16 protein-coding genes and 1 pseudogene are annotated in these 19,835 nt (G+C 71.6%); 4 read left to right on the forward strand and 13 right to left on the reverse strand.

The features are described from left to right. Positions 1–26: 26 nt before the first annotated feature. Complete coding sequence (locus ACIBCJ_RS32285) at positions 27–1,166, forward strand: serine hydrolase domain-containing protein (RefSeq protein WP_365981208.1); 1,140 nt, start codon at positions 27–29, stop codon at positions 1,164–1,166. Positions 1,167–1,296: 130 nt separating this feature from the next. On the opposite strand, the gene ACIBCJ_RS32290 is transcribed toward ACIBCJ_RS32285, so the two are convergent. Further along, a complete protein-coding gene (locus tag ACIBCJ_RS32290) occupies positions 1,297–1,527 on the reverse strand; it encodes a hypothetical protein (RefSeq protein WP_365981207.1) in 231 nt (76 codons plus the stop codon). Between the two features lie 181 nt (positions 1,528–1,708). After that, on the reverse strand, positions 1,709–3,034 hold the full coding sequence (locus ACIBCJ_RS32295; protein ID WP_365981206.1) for an FAD-dependent monooxygenase: 1,326 nt from the start codon (positions 3,032–3,034) through the stop codon (positions 1,709–1,711). Between the two features lie 272 nt (positions 3,035–3,306). On the opposite strand from ACIBCJ_RS32295, the pseudogene ACIBCJ_RS32300 reads away from it, so the two are divergent. Then, positions 3,307–5,138, forward strand: a pseudogene (locus tag ACIBCJ_RS32300) (cholesterol oxidase substrate-binding domain-containing protein). 142 nt (positions 5,139–5,280) lie between these two features. Here the strand turns inward: ACIBCJ_RS32300 and ACIBCJ_RS32305 are convergent. Together ACIBCJ_RS32305 and ACIBCJ_RS32310 are read right to left on the reverse strand one after the other, a co-directional pair. Next, positions 5,281–7,455, reverse strand: a complete 2,175-nt coding sequence (locus ACIBCJ_RS32305) for a cellulose binding domain-containing protein (RefSeq protein WP_365981203.1) — start codon at positions 7,453–7,455, stop codon at positions 5,281–5,283. A 422-nt stretch (positions 7,456–7,877) separates the two neighbouring features. Further along, positions 7,878–9,050 carry an epoxide hydrolase family protein gene (locus tag ACIBCJ_RS32310; RefSeq protein WP_365981202.1) on the reverse strand — a complete coding sequence of 391 codons (1,173 nt, stop codon included), beginning with the start codon at positions 9,048–9,050 and terminating at the stop codon, positions 7,878–7,880. 100 nt (positions 9,051–9,150) lie between these two features. Here ACIBCJ_RS32310 and ACIBCJ_RS32315 point away from each other — a divergent pair, with 100 nt between their 5' ends. Further along, complete coding sequence (locus ACIBCJ_RS32315) at positions 9,151–9,717, forward strand: CGNR zinc finger domain-containing protein (protein ID WP_365981201.1); 567 nt, start codon at positions 9,151–9,153, stop codon at positions 9,715–9,717. An 86-nt stretch (positions 9,718–9,803) separates the two neighbouring features. On the opposite strand, the gene ACIBCJ_RS32320 is transcribed toward ACIBCJ_RS32315, so the two are convergent. The 3 genes from ACIBCJ_RS32320 to ACIBCJ_RS32330 form a co-directional block, all read right to left on the reverse strand. Further along, positions 9,804–10,529 carry a dienelactone hydrolase family protein gene (locus ACIBCJ_RS32320; protein ID WP_365981200.1) on the reverse strand — a complete coding sequence of 242 codons (726 nt, stop codon included), beginning with the start codon at positions 10,527–10,529 and terminating at the stop codon, positions 9,804–9,806. Positions 10,530–10,785: 256 nt separating this feature from the next. Then, complete coding sequence (locus ACIBCJ_RS32325; RefSeq protein ID WP_365981308.1) at positions 10,786–11,799, reverse strand: YihY/virulence factor BrkB family protein; 1,014 nt, start codon at positions 11,797–11,799, stop codon at positions 10,786–10,788. Between the two features lie 86 nt (positions 11,800–11,885). Further along, on the reverse strand, positions 11,886–13,250 hold the full coding sequence (locus ACIBCJ_RS32330; protein ID WP_362103403.1) for a hypothetical protein: 1,365 nt from the start codon (positions 13,248–13,250) through the stop codon (positions 11,886–11,888). Between the two features lie 139 nt (positions 13,251–13,389). On the opposite strand from ACIBCJ_RS32330, the gene ACIBCJ_RS32335 reads away from it, so the two are divergent. Then, the gene (locus ACIBCJ_RS32335; protein ID WP_365981199.1) at positions 13,390–13,926 is read left to right on the forward strand and encodes a MaoC family dehydratase; all 537 of its coding nucleotides are present in this window, start codon (positions 13,390–13,392) and stop codon (positions 13,924–13,926) included. On the opposite strand, the gene ACIBCJ_RS32340 is transcribed toward ACIBCJ_RS32335, so the two are convergent. From ACIBCJ_RS32340 to ACIBCJ_RS32365, 6 genes are read right to left on the reverse strand one after another with little or no spacing between them, the layout of a single operon-like run. Next, positions 13,905–14,861, reverse strand: coding sequence for an ornithine cyclodeaminase family protein (locus ACIBCJ_RS32340; RefSeq protein WP_365981198.1), 957 nt, complete (start codon positions 14,859–14,861; stop codon positions 13,905–13,907). The two genes, ACIBCJ_RS32335 and ACIBCJ_RS32340, sit on opposite strands and share 22 nt — an antisense overlap. After that, positions 14,858–15,874, reverse strand: a complete 1,017-nt coding sequence (gene dmpG / locus ACIBCJ_RS32345; protein ID WP_362103406.1) for a 4-hydroxy-2-oxovalerate aldolase — start codon at positions 15,872–15,874, stop codon at positions 14,858–14,860. Before dmpG ends, ACIBCJ_RS32340 begins: the two co-directional genes overlap by 4 nt. Beyond that, entirely contained in the window at positions 15,871–16,800 is a 930-nt protein-coding gene (locus ACIBCJ_RS32350; RefSeq protein ID WP_365981197.1) for an acetaldehyde dehydrogenase (acetylating), read from the reverse strand. The genes dmpG and ACIBCJ_RS32350 overlap by 4 nt, the downstream gene beginning before the upstream one ends. Continuing rightward, positions 16,787–17,692 carry an aldolase/citrate lyase family protein gene (locus ACIBCJ_RS32355; protein ID WP_365981196.1) on the reverse strand — a complete coding sequence of 302 codons (906 nt, stop codon included), beginning with the start codon at positions 17,690–17,692 and terminating at the stop codon, positions 16,787–16,789. The genes ACIBCJ_RS32350 and ACIBCJ_RS32355 overlap by 14 nt, the downstream gene beginning before the upstream one ends. Further along, complete coding sequence (locus tag ACIBCJ_RS32360) at positions 17,689–18,966, reverse strand: aminotransferase class I/II-fold pyridoxal phosphate-dependent enzyme (RefSeq protein WP_362103409.1); 1,278 nt, start codon at positions 18,964–18,966, stop codon at positions 17,689–17,691. The genes ACIBCJ_RS32355 and ACIBCJ_RS32360 overlap by 4 nt, the downstream gene beginning before the upstream one ends. Beyond that, positions 18,963–19,829, reverse strand: a complete 867-nt coding sequence (locus ACIBCJ_RS32365) for a cupin-like domain-containing protein (protein ID WP_393529698.1) — start codon at positions 19,827–19,829, stop codon at positions 18,963–18,965. Before ACIBCJ_RS32365 ends, ACIBCJ_RS32360 begins: the two co-directional genes overlap by 4 nt. Positions 19,830–19,835: the final 6 nt, after the last annotated feature.

The raw sequence follows: 19,835 nt of genomic DNA on the forward strand, positions 1-19,835 counted from the left end.
CGACAATCCGACAGGAGCACACAAGCATGTCCCGCACTCTTTCCGGGCAGGACCGCCCGGCGTTGCAGAAGATCATCGAGGAGATGACCGAGTCCGGTTTCACCGGCGTGTCCTTGCGCGTGCAGGACGACACCGAGCACTGGGAAGGCAGCGCCGGGGTGCGCGAGCTGGGCGAGAGTGCGAAGCCGGCGGTGAACGGGCACGTCCGGATAGGCAGCAACACCAAGACCTTCACCGCGGCGGTCGTGCTGCAACTGGTGGCCGAGGGCACCCTCGGGCTGGACACCCCGGTGGCCGGCCACCTGACCGGTCTCGGGCTGGACCCGGAGATCAGCGTGCGCATGCTGTTGCAGCACACGAGCGGGGTGTTCAACTTCACCGGCGAGTACTACGACGACGGAACGTTCGTGCCGGGGATCGCCGCCACGACCGCGGGCCAGGAGTGGGTGGACAACCGCTTCAGAACCTACCCGCCGCAGGAGCTGGTACGACTGGCGCTGTCCAAGCCGGCGCGATTCCGGCCGGGGACGGACTGGAGTTACTCCAACACCAACTACGTGCTCGCCAGGTTGCTGATCGAGGAGGTCACCGGCCGCTCCTTCGCCGAGGAGATGCAGCGGCTGGTCCTGGGACCGCTCGGACTGGCGGACACGGTGGTGCCGGAGTCGGACCCGGAGATTCCGGAACCACACGCCCACGCCTACTACCGCTACGAGGAGTCCGGCGTGTCGACGACGGTCGACGTCACCCGCCAGAACCCCTCGTGGATCTCCACCGGCGGAGACATGATCTCCACGCCCCGCGACCTGCACACGTTCATCTCCGCACTGACGGGTGGCAAGCTCCTGCCGGCCCCGCTGCTGGCGGAGATGTGCACGCCGCATCCCAAGGCCGGTTACGGCCTTGGCGTGTTTGTGCAGAAAGCGGGCGAGGACGGCGTCACCCTCATCACCCACAACGGCGGCATGGCGGGCCACGCGGCACTGATGTACAGCACGCAGGACGGCAGCAAGACCTTGACCGCCGCCCTGAGTTACGTGGACGACGCGACGATGTCGATGGCAGCGGCGTTCCAGACGGCGACGCAGAAGCTCGTCGCGGAGGTCTTCGGCAGCGGACAGGCCGAGGCGGCAGACGCCGCCGAGGCGGCCGCACCGGCTCGGTAGACGCGTCGAGCGGTGCGCCGGGGCCGGGTCCGAGTCCGATGACGCGGGGGCGCCGACGGTGTCCGAGAGATCAGCCGGCCCCGCGCCGCGGTCAGGCGGCCCCGGCTCCCGCGACCTGCGAAGACGGACCTCAGGCGGCGGCCCCGCCTTCGAGGTCGAAGGGAACACCAGTGAGCTGCTCGCTCGCCGCCCACAGCCGCCTGCCCTCCGCAGGGTCGTCGGCGCCGGCGGGAAGCCTGGCGGGCTCGGGGGTGCCGGAGGTCTGATCCCGCCCGGCGGGGCCGATGAACCGGCCCGAGCGGACGTACGGGCTGGTCGCCGCGTACAGGGAGGGCCAGGCCGCACCCTCGGCGGAGCCCATTTCAGGTCGTCCAGCCTGCCCATCGGCCACCGCGCCGCGATGGCGCTGACGGTCACCACGCGCGGCGCGGACGAGCGCCGTACGGCGGGCCAGCCCCGGGCGTTGAAGGCGAAGTGGCCGAGGTGATCGATGCCGACCGTCATTTCGAGGCCGTCGCGGGTGGTCCGCCGCTCGGGCAGGTTCATCCCGCCGGCGTCCGCGACCCGGTGGGGGCTGCGGAGTCCGGCACCCCCGCGTAGTCGGGCAGTTCGATGCCGTCGATGGCGCGCCCGACCAGCTCGGAGAACCACGCACCGGTGAAGTCGGGGCGCGGCTCGGCGTCCGGCCCGGGGAGGTCGCGACTCCGGGCGTTCAACCGGCCGATCTCCTGGTTGGCCTCGACGAACGGGCGCATCCTCGCCTCGTAGCGGGCGAACCCGGCATCGGGATGCCATCCGGCGGCGGCCAGCTCTCCGGCCAGCACGTAGGCGCCGACCAGCGCCAGCCCGGTGCCCTGCCCTGACATCGGCGACGAGCTGAACGCCGCGTCCCCGAGCAGGCCCACCCGTCCGCTCGACCAACGGTCCATCGTCACCTGGGCGACCTGGTCGAGGTAGAAGTCCGGGGTGTCGTCCAGGTGCGCGAGGATGTCCGGGACCAGCCAGCCCAGGCCCGCCGTCCGCTCCCGCAGCAGGCGCTTCTGGGCCACGACGTCGCGGTGGTCGACGTCGTGGTCGGACGAGGCGAAGTAGAACATGGTCATCGCCCGGGTGGCGTCCTGGATGGGGCGCAGGAGGGCGGAGCGCCCGGACTCCGGGTCCTGATACTCGAGCAGCCAGCGGTCCAGTCCGAACACGTTGGGCACGCTGTAGAAGGCGAGCACGTGGCCGAGGTGGCGGAGGAACCGCTCATGCGGCCCGAAGACCATCGCCCGCAGCGGCGAGTGCAGCCCGTCGGCCCCGACCACCAGGTCGAAGCGCCTCCGGTCGCCGCCCGCGAAGACCACGTCGACCCCGTGCGCATCCTGGGAGAGCTCGGCGATCCGGTCGCCGAAGAGGTACTCGACGTGGTCGCGGGTGTCGTCGTAGAGCAGTTGTGACAGATCCCCGCGCAGGATCTCGATGTCCGCGACGAACCCGTCGCCACCCTCGTCGTCCGCGCGGAAGGTCTCCAGCACCTGCCCGTGCACGTCCACGGTGTGCGCGCCGGCGGTGTCGGTGCAGGCCGCGCGGACCGCCGCGTCCAGCCCCATGCGCCTGACGACCTCTTTGGCGACCCCTCGTGCGTCCACCGCCTGCCCACCGGGACGCAACTCGGGAGCCCGCTCCACCACGGTCACCGAGGCCCCCCGCCGACGCAGCCAGTGGGCCAGCGCGGGCCCCGCGATGCTCGCCCCCGCCACCAGCACCGCGGGACGGCCCACCCGCGTCCGCCGCCCGTCCGCCCGGGTCGTGCCGTCCTGCTCGGAGCCGTCGACGCCCATCACTGCCTCCATGCGCTTCTTCCCGCGCCGGATCGTCCCCAGCACGGGTCCACCTCTGCCGGCGGATTCGGCAGTCACGACTCCGGATCCGCACAGAACTCATCGGTACGCCGGAGTCGCGATCTGCGGGCAGCGGAGGGAGCACCTGGACGTCATCTGAACGGGTTCGGTGGAGGAGGTTCGTGTGATTCTCACTCGATCGTGTAGGTCGAACGACCATATGACTACAAGGCTTCCGGTCGCCGATTAGCGTGCCTGCTCGGTCGGCCCGCCAGGGCCGGCCCGAGGTGAGGCGGGACCAGGGGAGGTTCTCAAAGATGGCGGACGAGTCTTCGGCTGAGGGTGGCGGGCTGTCGCGGCGCAGACTGCTCGCTTCGTCCGTCGTCGCGGGTGGCGGGGTCTGGTTGTTGCGCGGGATGATCCGGCCGGGCAGCGCCTACGCAGACGCCCCGTCACCGCCCGGCTTTCCGGCCGGACTCGCGGTCTATCGCCGCGTCTACGAGAACTGGGCCGGTGAGATCCGCGCCGACCAGCTGTGGACGTGCGCGCCACGCACTCCGCAGGACATGCTCGACGTCGTGAACTGGGCCCACGGCGCAGGCTGGACGGTGCGCGCCCAGGGCAAGCGGCACGGCTGGGCTCCGCTCACGGTGGCCGACGGCACGCCCGCCGCGACCCGGGTCGTCCTGGTGGACACCACCGCGCACCTCACCGGGATGTCGCTGGAGCGGCAGGACGCCGACGGTTCTGCCCTGGTCCGGGTGCAAGCCGGGGCCCTGCTGGAGAGGCTCCTGGCGTTCGCAGGCACACACGGGTACGGGTCGTCTCCGCACCGGCGCCGGGGGAGCTGACGGTCGGCGGCGCCCTGGCCATCGGCGCGCACGGTACGGCCGTCCCCGCCACCGGTGAACGACCGTCCCCCGGGCAGGGCTACGGCTCGCTGAGCAACCTGGTCACCGAGCTGACCGTGGTCGTCTGGGACGCCGGAGCCGGGCGATACGTCCTGCGGACGGTCGGCCGGGCCGACCCCGACTGCGACGCCCTCCTCACCCATCTCGGTCGCTCCCTCGTCACCGAAGCCGTGCTGCGGATGGGCACCGACCACCACCTGCGCTGCCGGTCCTTCCTGAACATCCCCGCAACCGAGCTGTTCGCCGCCCCCGGGGCCCCGGCCGGTACCAGGACCCTGGCTGACTTCGTGGACAGGACCGGCCGGGCGGAGGCGATCTGGTTCGCGTTCACGGACAAGCCCTGGCTGAAGGTGTGGAGCGTCGCCCCTGAGCGGCCGTTCGCCTCCCGGAGGGTCGACGGCCCGTACAACTACCCGTTCTCCGACTCGCTCCCCGAGCCGGTCGCCCGGCTCGCCGGAACGCTCGTCTCGGGAGCATGGGCGAGCGCACCGCTCTTCGGCCAGATCCAGTACCTGCTGGCCAAGGTCGCACTGACCGGTGACATCACCGACGTCCTGCTGTCGCCGACCCTCGTGCGGGACGTGCTGACCGGCGACGTGCTCACCCACCTGCTGGCGGGCGGGCTGCGCTCGGACCTGTGGGGAGCCTCCCGCAACCTGCTGGAGTACGTGCGTCCGACCACGCTGCGCGAGACCGCCAACGGCTATGCCGTCCTCACCCGCCGCGCCGATCTGCAGTGGGTGGTCAGCCGGTTCGCCGACTTCTACGGCACGCTGCTCGCCGAGTACGCGGCACGAGGCGAGTACCCGGTCAACGGCCAGGTGGAGATCCGGGTGACCGGCCTGGAGGACCCGTCCGTGTGCGGCGTCCCCGGAGCCAGGCCACCACTGCTGTCCGCCCTGCGGCCCCGTCCGGACCGGCCGGACGTCGACACCGCCGTGTGGATCGACATCCTCTCCTTGCCGGACACACCCGCCCTGCACCGCTTCTACCGGGACATCGAGCTGTTCCTCCTGGCCTTGGACGAAGACCGGGCAACCGTACGGGTGGAGTGGTCGAAAGGCTGGGCCTACACCGACACCGCCGCGTGGTCCGACCCGGACGTCCTCGACCGGGCCGTACCCGCCGCCCTGCGCGCAGGAGGCGGCCCGGGCTGGGACGAGGCGGTCGCGACCCTGAACCGGCTCGACCCCCACCACGTCATCTCCAGCCCTTTCCTCGACGCGCTGCTGCGCTGAATCGGCAGCGGGCCCATGCGGCGACAGCGGCATGGAGCATACTGCCCCCGACCGGCGCAGACCCGCCGACGCCTCCACCCCCGCGCCCGCGGCCCGGCCTGCCCGAGGGCGGCCGGGTGCGGGGGCGGGTACGGGGGGTGGGTCAGGAGGTGCGGCAGACCGTGCCGTTGAGGGTGAACGTCGTCGGGACGGGGTTGGCGCCGTCGTTGGCTCCGACGAAGCCGAAGGTGGCGGTGGTGCCGCCGCGCGGGGCCAGCTCGGCGTTGGCGCCGTTGTCGGTCACGTGTACACGTGTGCCCGAGCCGGTGACGTTCGCGTTCCAGGAGCTCTGCACCGTCTGGCCGGTGGAAGGCCAGGTGAAGTCCAGGGTCCAGCCGTTGACCGGGGCGTCACCGACGTTGGAGACCGTGACGGTGGCGACGAATCCGCTGCCCCAGCCGCTGTCCACCCGGTACGTGACCAGGCAACTGCTGTCGCGGGGAGCCGTGGTGGCGAAGGTCAGCGGCTCGGAGGGCCGCGACAGGCGGCCGTCCGCGTCCCGGGCGAGGACGTTCACCGTGTGCTCGGAGCCCGGCGGCAGGTTGCGCAGCGTCGCCGAGTTGGAGGTCGAAGTGGCGAGCAACTGGGCGTTGGTGCCCAGACGTTCGTACACCTCGTAGCGCACCGCCTCGCCGTTCGCGGGAGCCGTCCAGCTCACCGTGGCGGTCGAGTCGTCCACGGCGGTGGTCTTCGGCGCGGCGGGCGCGCCGAGCGAGGCCGCGGCGGCGTGCGGGGCGACGGTGATCGTGGTGATCGAGTACGGCGGCAGTACCTGGCCGCTCCCGGCGGTTGCGGCCACCCGGGTGACGTCGGAGTCGCCGCGGCCGTAACGGTGCACGACCGGCGCCTGGGCCGTGGGTGTGTAACCGGCGTAACCGATGTCCGCGGTACGGGCGTTCAGCGGATCCTTGTTGATCAGCATCACGCTCAGCGTGCCGTCGGCCCGGTGCACGGCGTGCGCGGAGACCTGGTCGCTGTCGGTGGAGGCGGCGACCATCGTGTCACCAGGACGGCCCAGCTCGGTCAGCGACTTGATGCCGAAGTACGGGTGGAACGGCGTGTTCACGGAGGGCTGGCAGACCTCACCGACGCAGCCGCCGCTGGAGAGCAGGCCGAAGTCGTTGAAGTCGGTGTCGCCGTCCACCGTCTCCACCTTGGTGGGCCCGTTGTGGACGTTCCACCAGTCGACGTTGAAGACACCGTTCTCCAGCGCCGTCATGTAGGTGTCCGCGGCGAACAGGCCGTTGGGGCGGCTGTTCATCTGGACGTTGGAGTTGACCTCGGTGAGCGCGATGCCGATCTTCGACGAGCGTTCCCCGGCGTACCGGTCGATCTGCCGGCGGACCTCGCGGAGCTGTCCGGGCAGCCGCGCGGTCCGGTCCAGGGCCTCGTCGGCGGTGGAGCCGCCCGGGTAGGAGTGCACGACGGCGAAGTCGATCGTTCCGGCGACCGAGGACAGCACGGTGTGGTTCCAGTCGGCCGTGTCGTCCGGGCCGGTGATGCCGTCCGGCCAGTCGCCCGGCGTGGTCAGCACGGCGCCGATCTTGATCGTCGGGTCGACCGCCTTCATCGCCCGGGCGTAGGAGAGGACGTTTCGGGCGTACTCGCGCGGGCTCTTGTCCGGGTGGTCGTCGGCCTCCCAGCCGCTGCCGTAGTGGCCGTTGCCGTAGATCTCGTTGCCGATCTCCCAGTACTTCGCCCCGTAGCCGCGGGTGACGTTGGCGTACCGGACCCAGTCGGCGGCCTCCTCGGGGGAGCCCGTGCCGTAGTTGGCGATGATCATCGGCTGGGAGCCGGCGGCGCGGACGCTGCCCATGAACTCGTCGAAGGTGGTGCCGGGGGCCACGTAACCGCCGGGAGCGGAGTGGTCCTTCCAGTGGTAGATGTCCCCGTAGGAACCGCCGGGATAGCGCATGACACCGACGCCCGCCTCCTCCAGCAAGCCGGTCACCTCCGGGTCGTTCATGTGGGAGTCCCAGAGCGCGTGGTTGACGCCGAACGCCGCCTTGTCGATGGTGCCGAGTCCCACCCCCGCGTTGACGGAGACCTCGACGGGCGACGCCTCGTCGGCGGCCGTCGCCTTGGCGGCTGTCGCCGCGGCGGCCGGGTCCGCGGCGGCCGGGCCGGTCGCGGCGTGCGTCGGGGGAGTGGCGGCGAGAGCGGCGACCGCGGCCAGGGCGCAGACGAGCGCGGCGGCGGGGCGTCTGCCCGCGGTTCTTCCGGCTCTGCCGGGCGGCCGGCCGGGCCGGCCGGTGGCGGGGAGGTGTGCGAGCGGCATGACGTGTCCTCCTCGGACGAGCGCCGCGTCGGTCGGAGAGCCCGGTGCGAGTCGTCGATCGGGCTCTGTGATGCGGCGGAAGTGGGAGCGCTCCCATGATGATGCGAGGGAGGCATGACCGCGTCAATGGTGCGGACGAGGGCGATCTGATCTCCCGTCACCTCCTCCGGCGCCCCGGCCTCCACGTCGAGGCAGGCGCCAGGCAGTGCCGGCCGAGGTCCGCGTCCGCCCCGACGCCCTGCACCGGTCGGGGCTGCCCGGACCAGCCGACCGCCCGCGTCACCGGCCCGCCTCCGCCCGCCTGGTGGCACGCGGAGGCCGAACGGCTCGCCACGCGGCGGCGCGGGGCTCTCGCTTCCGTCTCGGCAACGCCAGGAGGCTGATGCCGCCGTGCCGGAGTGCCCGTGACGCCGCCGCCGGGTTCAGCGGTTGGCGCTGAGCACCGCTGCGAGACCTTCGCGCAGGTCCTCGACGAAGCGTGCGGGAACCTCCAGCGACGGGAAATGACCCCCCTTGTCGGGCAGGCCCCAACGGACGATCCGTCGGTAGCGCTGCTCCGCCCAGGGGCGCGGGCACTTCTCGACGTCGTGGGGATAAGCGGTGATCGCTGACGGGACGTCGACCCGGAGTTCGGGGTCCAGCGAGTTGTGGCTCTCGTAGTAGATGCGGGCGGCGGACGCTCCGCTGCGCGTCAGCCAGTACAGCGTGACGTTGTCGAGGATGCGGTCCCTGGAGATGGTTTCGAACGGGGTGTCCCGGGTGTCCGACCATTCGGCGAACTTGTCGACGATCCAGGCGAGGAGCCCGACCGGTGAGTCGACGAGCGAATAGCCGATGGTCTGCGGTCGGGTCGCCTGCTGCTTCGCGTACGCGGCGCGGTGGCGCCAGAAGCCGCGGGTCTCCTCGGCCCATCGGCGCTCCGTCGCCGTCAGTCCCGCCGTCGTCAGCCCGGGCGGGCCCTCGGCGAAGGTGGTGTGGATGCCGAGGACGTTGGCCGGGAACCTGCCCGCGAGGACCGTGGTGACATTGCCTCCCCAGTCGCCGCCGTGAGCGAGGAACCGCCGGTAGCCGAGCCTGCCCATCAGTTCCACCCAGGCGGCCGCGATCTTCTCGGTTCCCCAGCCGGCGGTGGCGGGCTTGTCGCTGTAGCCGAACCCCGGCAGCGACGGGACCACGACGTGGAAGGCCGGCGTGTCCTCGTGCTTCGGATCCGCCAGTTCCTCCACCAGGTGGCTGAACCGGGCGACGCTGTCCGGCCAGCCGTGCGTGAGAAGGAGCGGAGTGGCGTCGGCCCGCGCCGATCGGCGATGCAGGAAGTGGATCCCCAGGCCGTCGATGGTCGTGCGGAACTGGCCGATCTGGTTGAGGTGCTCCTCGAACGTCCGCCAGTCGTACCCGGTACGCCAGTACTCCGCGAGGTCGGTGAGGTCGGCGAGCGGAACGCCCTGTGCCCACCGCCCGGGGCCGGCCGGGGCGCCGTGAACGGTCTCGGCCTCCGGCAACCGCGCCGCGGCCAGCCGCGCACGCAGGTCGTCGAGGTCGGCCTCCGTCGCGTGAGCTTCGAAAGCCTGCACGGTGCTGGTGGGGCGGGGCATGGGGCCTCCTGGCCGTCGCTTGCACTGCAACCTGTAGTGAACCGGCAATGACGGTTCTACTAGGTCCTCCCGTGAGCGCGCAACCGGCTATGGTGGTTCCATGCGTTCGGAATTCCCTGACTTCCGCCTCGGCACCGTGCTGGCGACCAGCTTCACGGGGACCCTGTCGGAGCGGCACGGCGATGCCGTGGAGCGCATCCCCACACCGCAGCGACTCGTCGACTGGCTGACGGTGTTCGGCCTCACCGTGGACTCGTGCACCACCGCCCAGCTGGAACGGGCCCGGCAACTGAGGGAGTCGATCCACGCCGCCGCGACGGCGTCCGCGCTTCAGGCGCCCCTCCCCGCGGCCGCCGTCCGGGTCATCAACGACTGCAGCTCCCGAGGGCGGGCGGCGGCCACCCTGACGCCTGAAGGCACGCGGGAGTGGCAACTCGTCTCGACCGACCGCGTGGAAGACGCCCTCGGCGTGATCGCCGCCGACGCGATCAGCATCATCGCCGGGGAACGAGACGGAAAACTGGCCCTGTGCGCGTCACCGACATGCCGAGCCGCCTTCTTCGACACCAGCCGAAGCCGCACCCGCAGGTGGTGCGACATGAACACATGCGGAAATCGGCAGAAGAAGGCGCGCTTCAACGCCAATCGGGGCAAGGGCCACGCGTAGGCCAGGTGTTGAAGGACGAGGGACAGATCCTGGCCAGGTCGGGCGAGGCGTGGCCCGCGGCTCGGGACCGCCGGCGCCCGACCGGATCACGACGTCGGGGTCAGGCACTCGGCGAGCAGGCCGACGACGTCGCGCCAGGCTCGCCGCGCGTGCCGTGCGTGGTATCCGACGCCGCGCACCACGGGGTGGTCGACCGGCGGGTGGTGGAAGGCGTGCAGGGCGCCGCCGTAGACCACGAGGCGCCAGTCGACGCCCGCGGCCTGCATCTCGGCGGTGAACGCGCTCCGTTGCGCGGGCGGCATGATCGGATCTTCCGACCCGACCCCGGCCCACACCGGGCAGCGAATGCGCGCGGCCTCGCCCGGCCGGCCCGTGGTCAGGGCGTTGACCGTCCCGATCGCGCGCAGGTTGACGCCGTCGCGCCCGAGTTCCAGCCCGACGGCGCCCCCGGTGCCGTAGCCGACGGCGGCGATCCGGTCGGGGTCGGTCCGTGGCTCGGCGCGCAACACGTCGAGCGCCGCGTGACCGATGCCCCGCATCCGGTCGGGACTGGCGAGCAGGGGCATGCAACGGGCCAGCATCGCCTCGGGGTCACTCAGATAGCGCCCACCGTGCAGGTCGAAGGCCAGCGTCACGTATCCCAGCTCGGCGAGAGCCTCGGCCCGGCCGCGCTCGACGTCGCTCAGCCCCATGCCCTCCGGCCCGAGCAGCACCGCGGGCCGGCGGTCGGCGCCGGCCGGGAGTGCGAGGTGCCCGATCATCGTCAGACCGTCGGCCGGGTACTCGACCGTACGCGTCGTGATCTTCGTCATGAGACGGGACTGTAGCGATCGGCGAGCCCCCTCCGGCCGCTGTTCTGCCGCGGGCAGAGCGGGACGGGTGTCCCGCCGGGACAGGGGAAGGGCCCGGCGCCAGGGGCTCCACGACGTCCCGTGTCACCTGAGCGCGCATCTCGGATGCCCCCCACGGGTTCCGTGACGCGAGCGTCGTACGCGTGGTCGCGCGGCCACGACCGCGAGTGTGTACGCGTGTGCGGCAGCGGGCGGGCCCACCTTCCGAACCGATCCACTAGCCCCCGTCCCCGTCCATCGGCTGCGGGGACGGTCGGTCGCCGGGCCGGGGGCCGGAGCCCGGATCCGGAAGCACGGGTCCGGTGATGCCGGCTCGGGCGGCCTCCAGCTGGGCTGCGAAGGCCACGCCCAGGAAGAGCGCCACGCCGGCCAGGTTGGCCCACAGGAACAGGGCCATCAGGGCGGTCAGCGGCCCGTACAGCGAACCGAAGGACCCGCTGTACGCGACATAGAGCGCCAGCAGCCAGGTAGCCGTGATCCACAGGACGAGCTGTACGGCGGAGCCGAACACCAGCCAGGTGTACCCCGGTTGGGCGCGCCGGGGCGCCCAGCGCAGGACGACGGCCGACGCCACGCAGGCGAGTGCCACGCCCACCGGGACCTTCCCCCACTCCCACCAGCTCAGCCACGCCCCGTGCCGGCCGAACACCTCCGCCACCGCCCTGCCCACCGCCCCGCCGGCCACCGTCACGAGAAAGCCCAGCACCAGCGGCCCACCGGCACCGACCGCCAACAGCAGGCTGCGGGCGTACTTCTCCAGGAACGGCCGGTCACGTTCGATGCCGTAGATGCGGTTGCACCCCCGCTCGATCTGGCCCATCGCCGAGGCGAGGTTCAGGACGGCGAAACCGAGGCCCAGCCACATGGCCACGGTGCCCGCCGCATCGGCGTCGGCATGCGTGCGGGTTGCCCGCAGTCCCTCACGCACGAGCTCGGCGCTGGCCGACGGAACGATCTCGCCCAAGGTCAGTTCGATAAGCCGTCCGACGCTTTCCGTGTGGATGGCCGCGGAGACCCCCACCAGGGCGATGGCGAGCGGCACCATCCCGATGACCAACTGGAAGGCGAGGGCGCGCGCGAAGCTGAACCCGTCGGCGTACCGGAAGCGCAGGAACGCGTCGGTCACCAGCCGGCGCCCCCCGTAGCGGCGCAGCGCGGCCCATGCTTCGTCCCCGGACAACTCGTCACCGATCATGTCCCTCGTCTGCGGGACGTGCACCACTGTTCCCATGCTGAAGGTGTGCTCCACCGACCCGTTTCCATGCGGACGGGTGCGATCGTGCGCAGGGAACCCGATGACGGGACCGGTTCCTTCCGTCAGACTGCCGCGACGCAGTTGTCGGAGCTGTTGGTGCCGTGGACGGTGACCACGCCGGACGAGCCGTCGCCGAAGAAACGGGCCAGTATCCCGGCCGGCCGGCCGCCGAAGAGGAGAGGGCCGAGGACGGGCGCCACCTGGGCGAGGTGAGGCTCCGCCGCGCCGTCGGCGGCCAGGTACAGCGGGCAGGTGCGCGGCGAGACGAAGTCCTGCACGACACTCGTTCCCGACTCCGCGGCGGCGACCACCGCCGACTCCCACTGCCGGGGAGACTGCTCGCGGCCGATGGCGACCTGCTTGCCGCTCATTCCGATGCCCGCCTTGAGGACGAGCAGCTCGCGGTTGGCCACGGCGTACGGCACGAGGTCCACCTTGCGACCGGCCCGGTGCGTGAAGCGGTGGGACAGCACCCGGGTCCACGGAACGTACTGTTCGACCAGGTGCTGTTCGGCGGCGCTCATCCAGGGACGTCCCTCCGACAGGAAGCCCAGGGTGAGCTTGCTGGACAGGAACGTGGACGTCTGGGTGCCCACCAGCAGGCAGCCGTGATTCAGGGCGTCCTGCACGGGAGCGGTGTCGATGCCCAGTTCGAGCCAGTCCGGAATGGTGAAGTCCCTCAGCCCCACCCGGTAGCGCAGGTGCGGGGGGCAGTCCCAGGCCTCGTGGAGATCCTCCGGCTCGAAGAAGCGGGCGGCCAGCCCCCGGCCGGCGAAGTACTCGGTCTGCATGTCGAAGTACCGGGTGGAGCCGCCCTGGTCGCGCGCGCTGCCGAGGACCGCGACACGGGGGGCGACGCCCAGCTCGGCACACAGGCCGCGGAACATCTCGGCGCGTACCGCGAAGGGGTCCGGGCTGGTGAACGGCAGCCGTCCCTGGTCGTCGGCGTACAGGGCGCGCCAGACCGCCATGCGGGAGCGCACCTCGACCGGGCCACCGAGGGCGCCGCTGACGTTGAACTCCACGAACCGCGGGCCGTCCGGGCCGACGACGACGTCCGGCCGGGTCACGCAGTCCGCGTAGCGCTCCTCGGTGAACTGGTCGGTCATGAAGAGCTGGTGCTCGCTCTCGGGCATCCGGTACGCGGCCAGCCGCCCCCGGGTGGTGGGCGCCGTTTCCAGCGCGGTGCGGCGCACCAGGTCGAGCAGCGCCGCGGTCACCCGGAACAGCTCCGCACAGGACGCGTGCGGCAGCACGAAGGGGGCGGCGGGGAGCAGCCGCTGGTAGGGCCAGCCGGTGTCCCGTATCTCGTGGTCCAGCATCCGGCGGATCACGGCCGGAGGCACGGCGGGCGGGACGACGTGCCGGTCGCCGAACCACGGGTGGCCTGACGGTGCCCGCCTGCCGGTCTCCACGGCTGAGCTCATCGGGCGGCTCTCCTTCTCCTGCCCTCTCGGGCGTGTCGCGGCCTGGTGGGCCGGATCCGCGGCGGGCTGCGCCCCGGCGGTGGATGGCGTACGGTCGTCGCAGCTTTCGGCTACCGTGACGTGCAAGGGGGATCTACGCATGACGCTGCGCCGCGTCGGGGACGGCGAGTACGTGGAGGAACACGGCGGGGACTACGAGGACTTCGCCCCCGGGATGCTGATCAGGCACTGGCCGGGCAGGACCATCACCGAGACCGACAACACCTGGCTGACCCTGCTCACCATGAACCAGCACCCGTTGCACTTCGACCGTGCCTACGGCGAGGGCGCCGAGTACGGGCGGGTGCTCGTCAACAGCGGCATCACTCTCTGCCTGGTCGGCGGCATGACGGTGCAGGCCCTGTCCGCGCGGGCGGTGGCCAACCTCGGATGGGACAAGGTCCGTCTGAAGGACCCGGTGTACGTGGGTGACACGCTGTACGCCGAGAGCCGGATCCTGCACAAGCGGCTGTCCAGGTCCCGTCCGGGCCAGGGCATCATCACGGTGGAGACGACGGGACGGAAGTCGTCCGGGGAACCGGTGATCGTCTTCGAGCGCTCCTTCATGGTCCGCTGCCGCGAGGCGCGGGAGCAGCCCTCCGAGCCGACCGCCCCTCAGCCGCACGAGGCCTCGTAGAGGGCCGCGGCCGCGGCCGTGTCCTCGATGGCCATGCCGACGCCGCGGAACACCGAGGTACGGCTGACGTCCGGGCGGGCTCCGGGGCCCGTCAGCGTGCCCAGTTCGGTCAGCTGATCCTCGCGCAGCAGCCCCGCGGCGAGTGCGGCCCGCACCTCGCCCGCCTCGGCGACCGCCGCCGCCCGTTCCTCGACCACGACCAACGCGTCCGCGAGCAGGGCGGGTTGGATCTCGACGGCGTCTTCGTGCGTGCCGCCGATCACGTTGACGTGTGCCCCGGGGGCCACCCAGTCGGCCGCCAACAGCGGTTCGTCGTCGTCGGTGGAGGTCGCCGTGCAGATGATCCCGGCGTCCCGCACGGCGTCCCGGGCCGTGTCGCAGACCGCGACCCGCACCCCGGGACCCGCGGTGTCGCGCACCCACCGGGCGAACGCCTCCGTACGGGCACGGGTGCGGGAGTACACCCGCACCGAGCGGACCGGCCGGACCGCCGACACCGCCCGCACCAGCGCACGCGCCTGCACGCCGGCCCCGACGAGGGCCAGGTCGCCGGCGTCCGGCGGGGAGCACAGGCGGGTCGCGAGAGCCGCGACCGCGCCGGTGCGCAGCGCGGTCAGTTCGGCGCCGTCCAGCAGCGCCGTGATGCGCCCGGTTTCGAGGTCGGTGAGCACCACGAGGCCGTGAATCAGGGGAAGACCGCGGTCCCGGTTGTCCGGGGTGAGCGAGGTGATCTTCACCGTGCCCGCTCCGCGTCCGGCCCAGACCGCCGTGCCGGCCAACAGTTCCCGCTGCGGTCCGTGCTGGACGACCGTCCGCGGCGGAGAGGAGGTCCGGCCCGCCGAGAGGTCGGCCAGGGCCTCGGCCAGCGCGTCGACCACCCGCAGCAGACGCTCGTCCCCGGCCATGTCCTCGGCCGTGATCATCGGTACTCTCACGAAACCACGTCCTTGCCGCGGGTGCTCAACTCGGCGACGACGTCGACGATCAGGTCCTCCTGGCCCGCCACGGCCTGGCGTCTTCCGAGTTCGAAGAACACGTCCCGCGGATCGACCCCGGCGCGCTCCGCCTGGTCCAGCACGTGGTGCTTGAAACCGGAGAAGACCCCGGCCAGACCGCTGACGATGCTCAGCGAACCGGTGACCGGCGGCGCGGGCATGAGCTTCCACTCCGCGAACTCGGCGGCGTCGAGCAGCCGGTAGAGGTCGATCCCCGTCCGGTAACCGGTGCGCTCCAGCACCGGAACGAGCACCTCCAGCTGCGTGTTGCCCGCCCCGGCGCCGAAGCCGCGGGCGCAGCCGTCGATGATGGTCGCGCCCCCTTCCGCGGCGGCGACGGAGTTGGCGACGGCCATGCCGAGGTTGTTGTGGCCGTGGAAGATCACCGGCACGTCGACGGCCGCGGCGATGGCACCGATCCGCTCGGTGACGTCGGCGGGCAGGAAATGGCCGGCGGAGTCCATGATGCCGACCCCCTGCGCCCCGTACTCCACGGTCTTCGCCGCGTGCTCGGCCAGCTCGGCCGGTGTCGCCATGTGGCTCATCATGAGCACGCAGTGCGCCTGCGCGCCCTCGGACCGCACGAACTCGAGGTGGCGCTCGGCCAGCGAGGTCTCGGTGCAGTGCACTCCGATACGCAGAACGTCGGCGCCGTGCGAGATCGCCTTGCGCAGATCGGCGGAGGTGCCCCAGCCGGGCAGCATGAAGACGCCCATCCGGCTGCGGGTCAGCGCCTCCCGTACGGTCGACAGCATCTCGTCGTCGCTGACGGCGGCCCGTCCGACCTGCAACGAGGAGGCGCCCAGGCCGTTGCCGTGGCCCACCTCCACCACCGGGATGCCCGCGGCGTCGGCCGCCTCGGCGTACCCGCGCAGCGCGGCGGCGTCGAGCCGGTGCCGTACCGCGTGCTGGCCGTCGCGCAGCGTCGGGTCGTGGATCGTCACGTCGGTCATCGGCCCGCCCCCGTCCGAGCAGCCGCGGCGAGCCGGACGGCGTGCTGTTCGGCCACCATGACGGCCGCGGAGTTGATGATGTCCAGGTTGCCGGCGTACGGCGGCAGTACCTCGCTGTCGGCGACGACTTCCAGGGAGACGGTGATCCGGTCGCCGTTCACCGAGCAGGCGACGGCCCGGTAGCCGGGTTGCGCGGCGCGGACCCGCTCCGCCGCCGCGGCGACGACGGCGCGCACCTGCTCGGCATCGGCTCCGGGGGCGATCGCGTGGACGGCCGTCCGGAACGGGGCCGGAGGCACGGCGGGGCTGATGTTGAGCACCGCCTTGGTGTCACCGACCCCGGAGAACGAGGTGACCGCGTGCTGTGTGGTGGTCACGTACTCGTCGAGGTTCAGCCGGGTCGCCCGGCCCGCGATGGTGGAGGCCACGGTCGAGACCACCTCGATGTACTCCACGTCGAAGCGCTGCGCGAGGGCGTGGGCGATCGGCACCGAAGCCTGGCCGCCGCAGCTGATCAGGTTCACGTTCCGCACGGCCGGGGGCTGCAGACCGGTGACGGTCGGTACCACCATCTGCCCGATCCTGCTGGGCGTCATGTCGATCACCAGGGCGCCCAGTGGTTCGAGCAGACGCCAGTGCTCGGCGTGCGCCATGGCGCTGGTGGCGTCGAAGACCACGTCGAACGCCCGTGGTGCAGCGAGGACCGCGTCGATGCCGTCCGCCGACGTGGGGCAGCCCAGCGCGGCGGCGTGGCGGAGTCCGGCGGAGCCGGGGTTGCGTCCGGCCACCAGGTCGCACGTCAGGAACGCGGAGCGGTGCACTTTGGCGACCAGGTCCTGGCCGATGGCCCCGGTGCCGATCACGGCGACCGACACCGGTCGCACGCGGCCCGTACCGGCACCCGCGGCGTCCTCAACGACGGTCATCGGCGGCCTCCTCCAGCTCGCTCCACACGCCGCCGGCCCGGCGCCCGAAACGCTGCGCCCATGCGTCCCCGAGCGTCACGGTGGCCCGGGCCCGGCGGGCGAACGGCGGACCGACCATGCTTCCGTCCAGGAGGGCGACACCGCCGTCGGCGGCCTCCACCGCCTCGGTGACGCGTCGCGCGCGGTGCAGTTCCGCCGGCTGGGGCCGCAACGCGCGGTTGATCGCGTCCAGTTCGGCCGGGTGTACGGTCACCTTGCCCAGGAAGCCCAGCTCGCCGGCCCGGGCGATCTCCTCGGCCAGCGCCGCGGGATCACCGAGACGGAAATTGGCGGTGTCGACACAGGCCGCACCGTGCCGGGCGCTCGCCAGGGCCATGGCCTGCCGCGCGGGGAGCATGTTCGCCCAGGTGATCTCCACCCCCATCGTGGCCGCCAGGTCGGCGGAGCCGAGTATCAGACCGTCGGCGGCCTCGGCGATCGCGTCGATGTGGGCGAGGGCCGCGGGTGTCTCCACGGTCACGTAGATCTCCGGCCGGACGCCGGCCGAGGCGAGGGTGTCCCGCAGCAGCGTCACCTCGACCGCGGAGTCGACCATGGTCATCACCACGAAGCCCGGCTTGACCGGGCACTCGGCGAGCAGCAGCAGATCGTGGACCGCATCCAGGGTGCCCAGCGCGTTGACGCGCACCGCGACGTTGGCCGGTTCGGGAGCCTTCTCCAGGGCCGCCCGGCACACGTCCCGGGCCGCCGCCTTCCGTCGTGGCGGCACCGCGTCCTCCAGATCCATCACATGGAGGTCGGCGTCGTACGACCAGGCTCTGACGACCTGGTCGAGCCGGAGCGCCGGCGTGTACAGGAGGCTGCGGGGGACGGCCCGGCCCGTGCCGGTCACCGGGGTGCCCCGGCGGCCGGAGCGGCCGGGCGTGCGCCGGCCTCGACGAGCACCTTGCCCAGGTCGCGGATCTGCTGTTCGCTCTGGCCGGCTCGCATCATGACGCGCAGGCCCGCCGTGCCGCGCGCGACGATCGGGAAGAACACCGGGGACACGTAGAACCCGGCCTCGATGATGCGCCGGCCCGCCTCGATGACCGTGGTGTCGCTCATCGGGACCAGCCGGATCGGGAAGGTGCCGTTGCTCTGGTCGGTGTGGACCAGGGAGTCGAAGAGCTCGATGTTGCGGTAGAGACGATTCTGCAGCGTGGTCAGCTCGTCGGTCCGGTGGATCTCGGCCGAGGCGAGGCCGGCGCCGACCGAGGCGGTGTCCAGCAGCTGGGAGTAGTTCAGGGCGCCGCCGAACCGTTCGACGACGCGCAGTGTCTTGCGGGACTGCCCGTCGAGCACGATCGCCGCGCCGCTCGTGCCGTAGGCCTTGTTCAGCGTGACCACCGTGATCGTGCGGTCGTTGCGGGCCGGGTTGTGGGTGCGGACGTAGCCGATGCCGCGCTCGCCGTAGGCCGACAGCGAGTGCGAATCGTCGTAGTAGACCAGCAGGCCGTACCGGTCCTGCAGTTCCGCCAGCTCCTTGACCGGGGCGTAGCCGCCCAGACTGTCGCTGCCGTCGCAGACGTAGGCCACCCGGTCGTACTTCCGGCACATGTCCTCGATGAAGTCGAGGTCGTGGTGGCGGGAGGTGACCACCTCGGTCTCGTCGGCGCAGACCGGCTTGACGTTCGCCATCGACACGTGGGCGTTCTTGTCGAAGATCATCAAAGGGCGGACGCCGTCGCCCAGATGCCCTGAGGCGATCAGTGGCAGCAGCCCGAAGGTGGCGGTGCTGGCCGCGATGGAGCACACGACCTGGGCGTCGAACAGCTCACCGAGGGAGGTCTCCAGCTCCAGCATGGCCGGAATCTGGACGCGGCTGCGTGCGATGCAGTGGTCGAGGACGCCGTAGCGGCGCAGCGCCCGGACCGCGCCCTCGATCACCGCGGGGTGGGAGTCGAGGTCCAGGTACGAGCAGCAGCTGAAGTTGACGAACTCGTGGCCCTCGGGAAGGGTCTCGTGGCCGTCCCGGGTGCGCAGGACGCCCGTCCCGGTGTCGTAGTCGGCCACGATGCCCGCCAGGCCGTGGTGCTCCGACATGTCCCAGAACTCGTTGCCGATGCCGATCAGCTTGTCGTTGTTGCGGTACTGGTGGGCCGGGGTGATGGTCCTGGGCTCGGTCATGAGGTGGTGTCCGCCGGTTCGTAGTTGTAGACGCCCTTGAGCTTCCGGTAGACGGCGGTGTAGACCGCCACCCCGAGCACGTAGGGGCGGCGGAATATCTTCGGGTCGCGCAGCCAGAAGTTCATGTTGATGTTCATGTCGTCCAGCGACTCGGCCTGGTGCCACCAGCCGAGCGGCAGGTAGAGCATCTCGCCGGGCCGCAGGATCAGTTCGCGCCGCTGGGCGAGTTTGGCGGCGAGCTTCGGGTAGCGGGCCCAGTCCACGTCGTCGAAGTCGAAGACCTTCGACTTGTCGCCGAACCCGCGCCGCAGCGACCGCGGGTAGTACTCCCAGAACCCCGGCGGGGCCAGCACGAACCGCTTGCTGCCCTCCAGGCAGACGTTGAAGTTCTCCAGCTCGTCGAAGTGGCTCTGGGTGAACACGCCCTTGTGGCTGATCCACAGGTTGGCGGCGTTCATCGGGCCGCGGTAGTCGAAGAGCCTGCCCGCGTCGAAGCCCAGGACGGCGTTGACGTCGGCGGGGCTGTTGCGGAAGTTCGACACGATGCGGTTCCAGGTGCGGGGGTCGTTCATGTACCGGTCGTCCTCGAAGAACTCCCGGAGCCTGATCTCGCGCGTGGTCCACCGCTGCGAGTTCTGCTTGTCGCCCGGCTCGGTGAAGAGGGTGACCCTCATGTCGCCGAGGCGCTCGGCCACACCGTCACGGCCCAGACCCTGGATTCCCTTCGGCAAGGTGATGACCACGGGGACGTCGGCCCGGATGAGGGCCTCCCGCCCGAAGGCCAGGAACTCGTCGAACGAGATGCGGGGAACCGGTAGGCCCCCGAGGGCTTCTCGCCCGGACACAGGATGCGCTGTCGTCACAACTCT

It is taken from the genome of Streptomyces sp. NPDC051136, assembly GCF_044455745.1.
Classification (GTDB): domain Bacteria; phylum Actinomycetota; class Actinomycetes; order Streptomycetales; family Streptomycetaceae; genus Streptomyces.

Bases quoted from the DNA above. Each gene is read 5' to 3' on its own strand.
- ACIBCJ_RS32315 (WP_365981201.1), top strand. From the start codon at position 9,151: ATGCGTTCGGAATTCCCTGACTTCCGCCTCGGCACCGTGCTGGCGACC.
- ACIBCJ_RS32305 (WP_365981203.1), bottom strand. From the start codon at position 7,455: ATGCCGCTCGCACACCTCCCCGCCACCGGCCGGCCCGGCCGGCCGCCC.
- ACIBCJ_RS32310 (WP_365981202.1), bottom strand. From the start codon at position 9,050: ATGCCCCGCCCCACCAGCACCGTGCAGGCTTTCGAAGCTCACGCGACG.
- ACIBCJ_RS32330 (WP_362103403.1), bottom strand. From the start codon at position 13,250: ATGAGCTCAGCCGTGGAGACCGGCAGGCGGGCACCGTCAGGCCACCCG.
- ACIBCJ_RS32285 (WP_365981208.1), top strand. From the start codon at position 27: ATGTCCCGCACTCTTTCCGGGCAGGACCGCCCGGCGTTGCAGAAGATC.
- ACIBCJ_RS32335 (WP_365981199.1), top strand. From the start codon at position 13,390: ATGACGCTGCGCCGCGTCGGGGACGGCGAGTACGTGGAGGAACACGGC.
- ACIBCJ_RS32290 (WP_365981207.1), bottom strand. From the start codon at position 1,527: ATGGGCTCCGCCGAGGGTGCGGCCTGGCCCTCCCTGTACGCGGCGACC.
- ACIBCJ_RS32325 (WP_365981308.1), bottom strand. From the start codon at position 11,799: ATGGGAACAGTGGTGCACGTCCCGCAGACGAGGGACATGATCGGTGAC.
- dmpG (WP_362103406.1), bottom strand. From the start codon at position 15,874: ATGACCGACGTGACGATCCACGACCCGACGCTGCGCGACGGCCAGCAC.
- ACIBCJ_RS32320 (WP_365981200.1), bottom strand. From the start codon at position 10,529: ATGACGAAGATCACGACGCGTACGGTCGAGTACCCGGCCGACGGTCTG.
- ACIBCJ_RS32360 (WP_362103409.1), bottom strand. From the start codon at position 18,966: ATGACCGAGCCCAGGACCATCACCCCGGCCCACCAGTACCGCAACAAC.
- ACIBCJ_RS32350 (WP_365981197.1), bottom strand. From the start codon at position 16,800: ATGACCGTCGTTGAGGACGCCGCGGGTGCCGGTACGGGCCGCGTGCGA.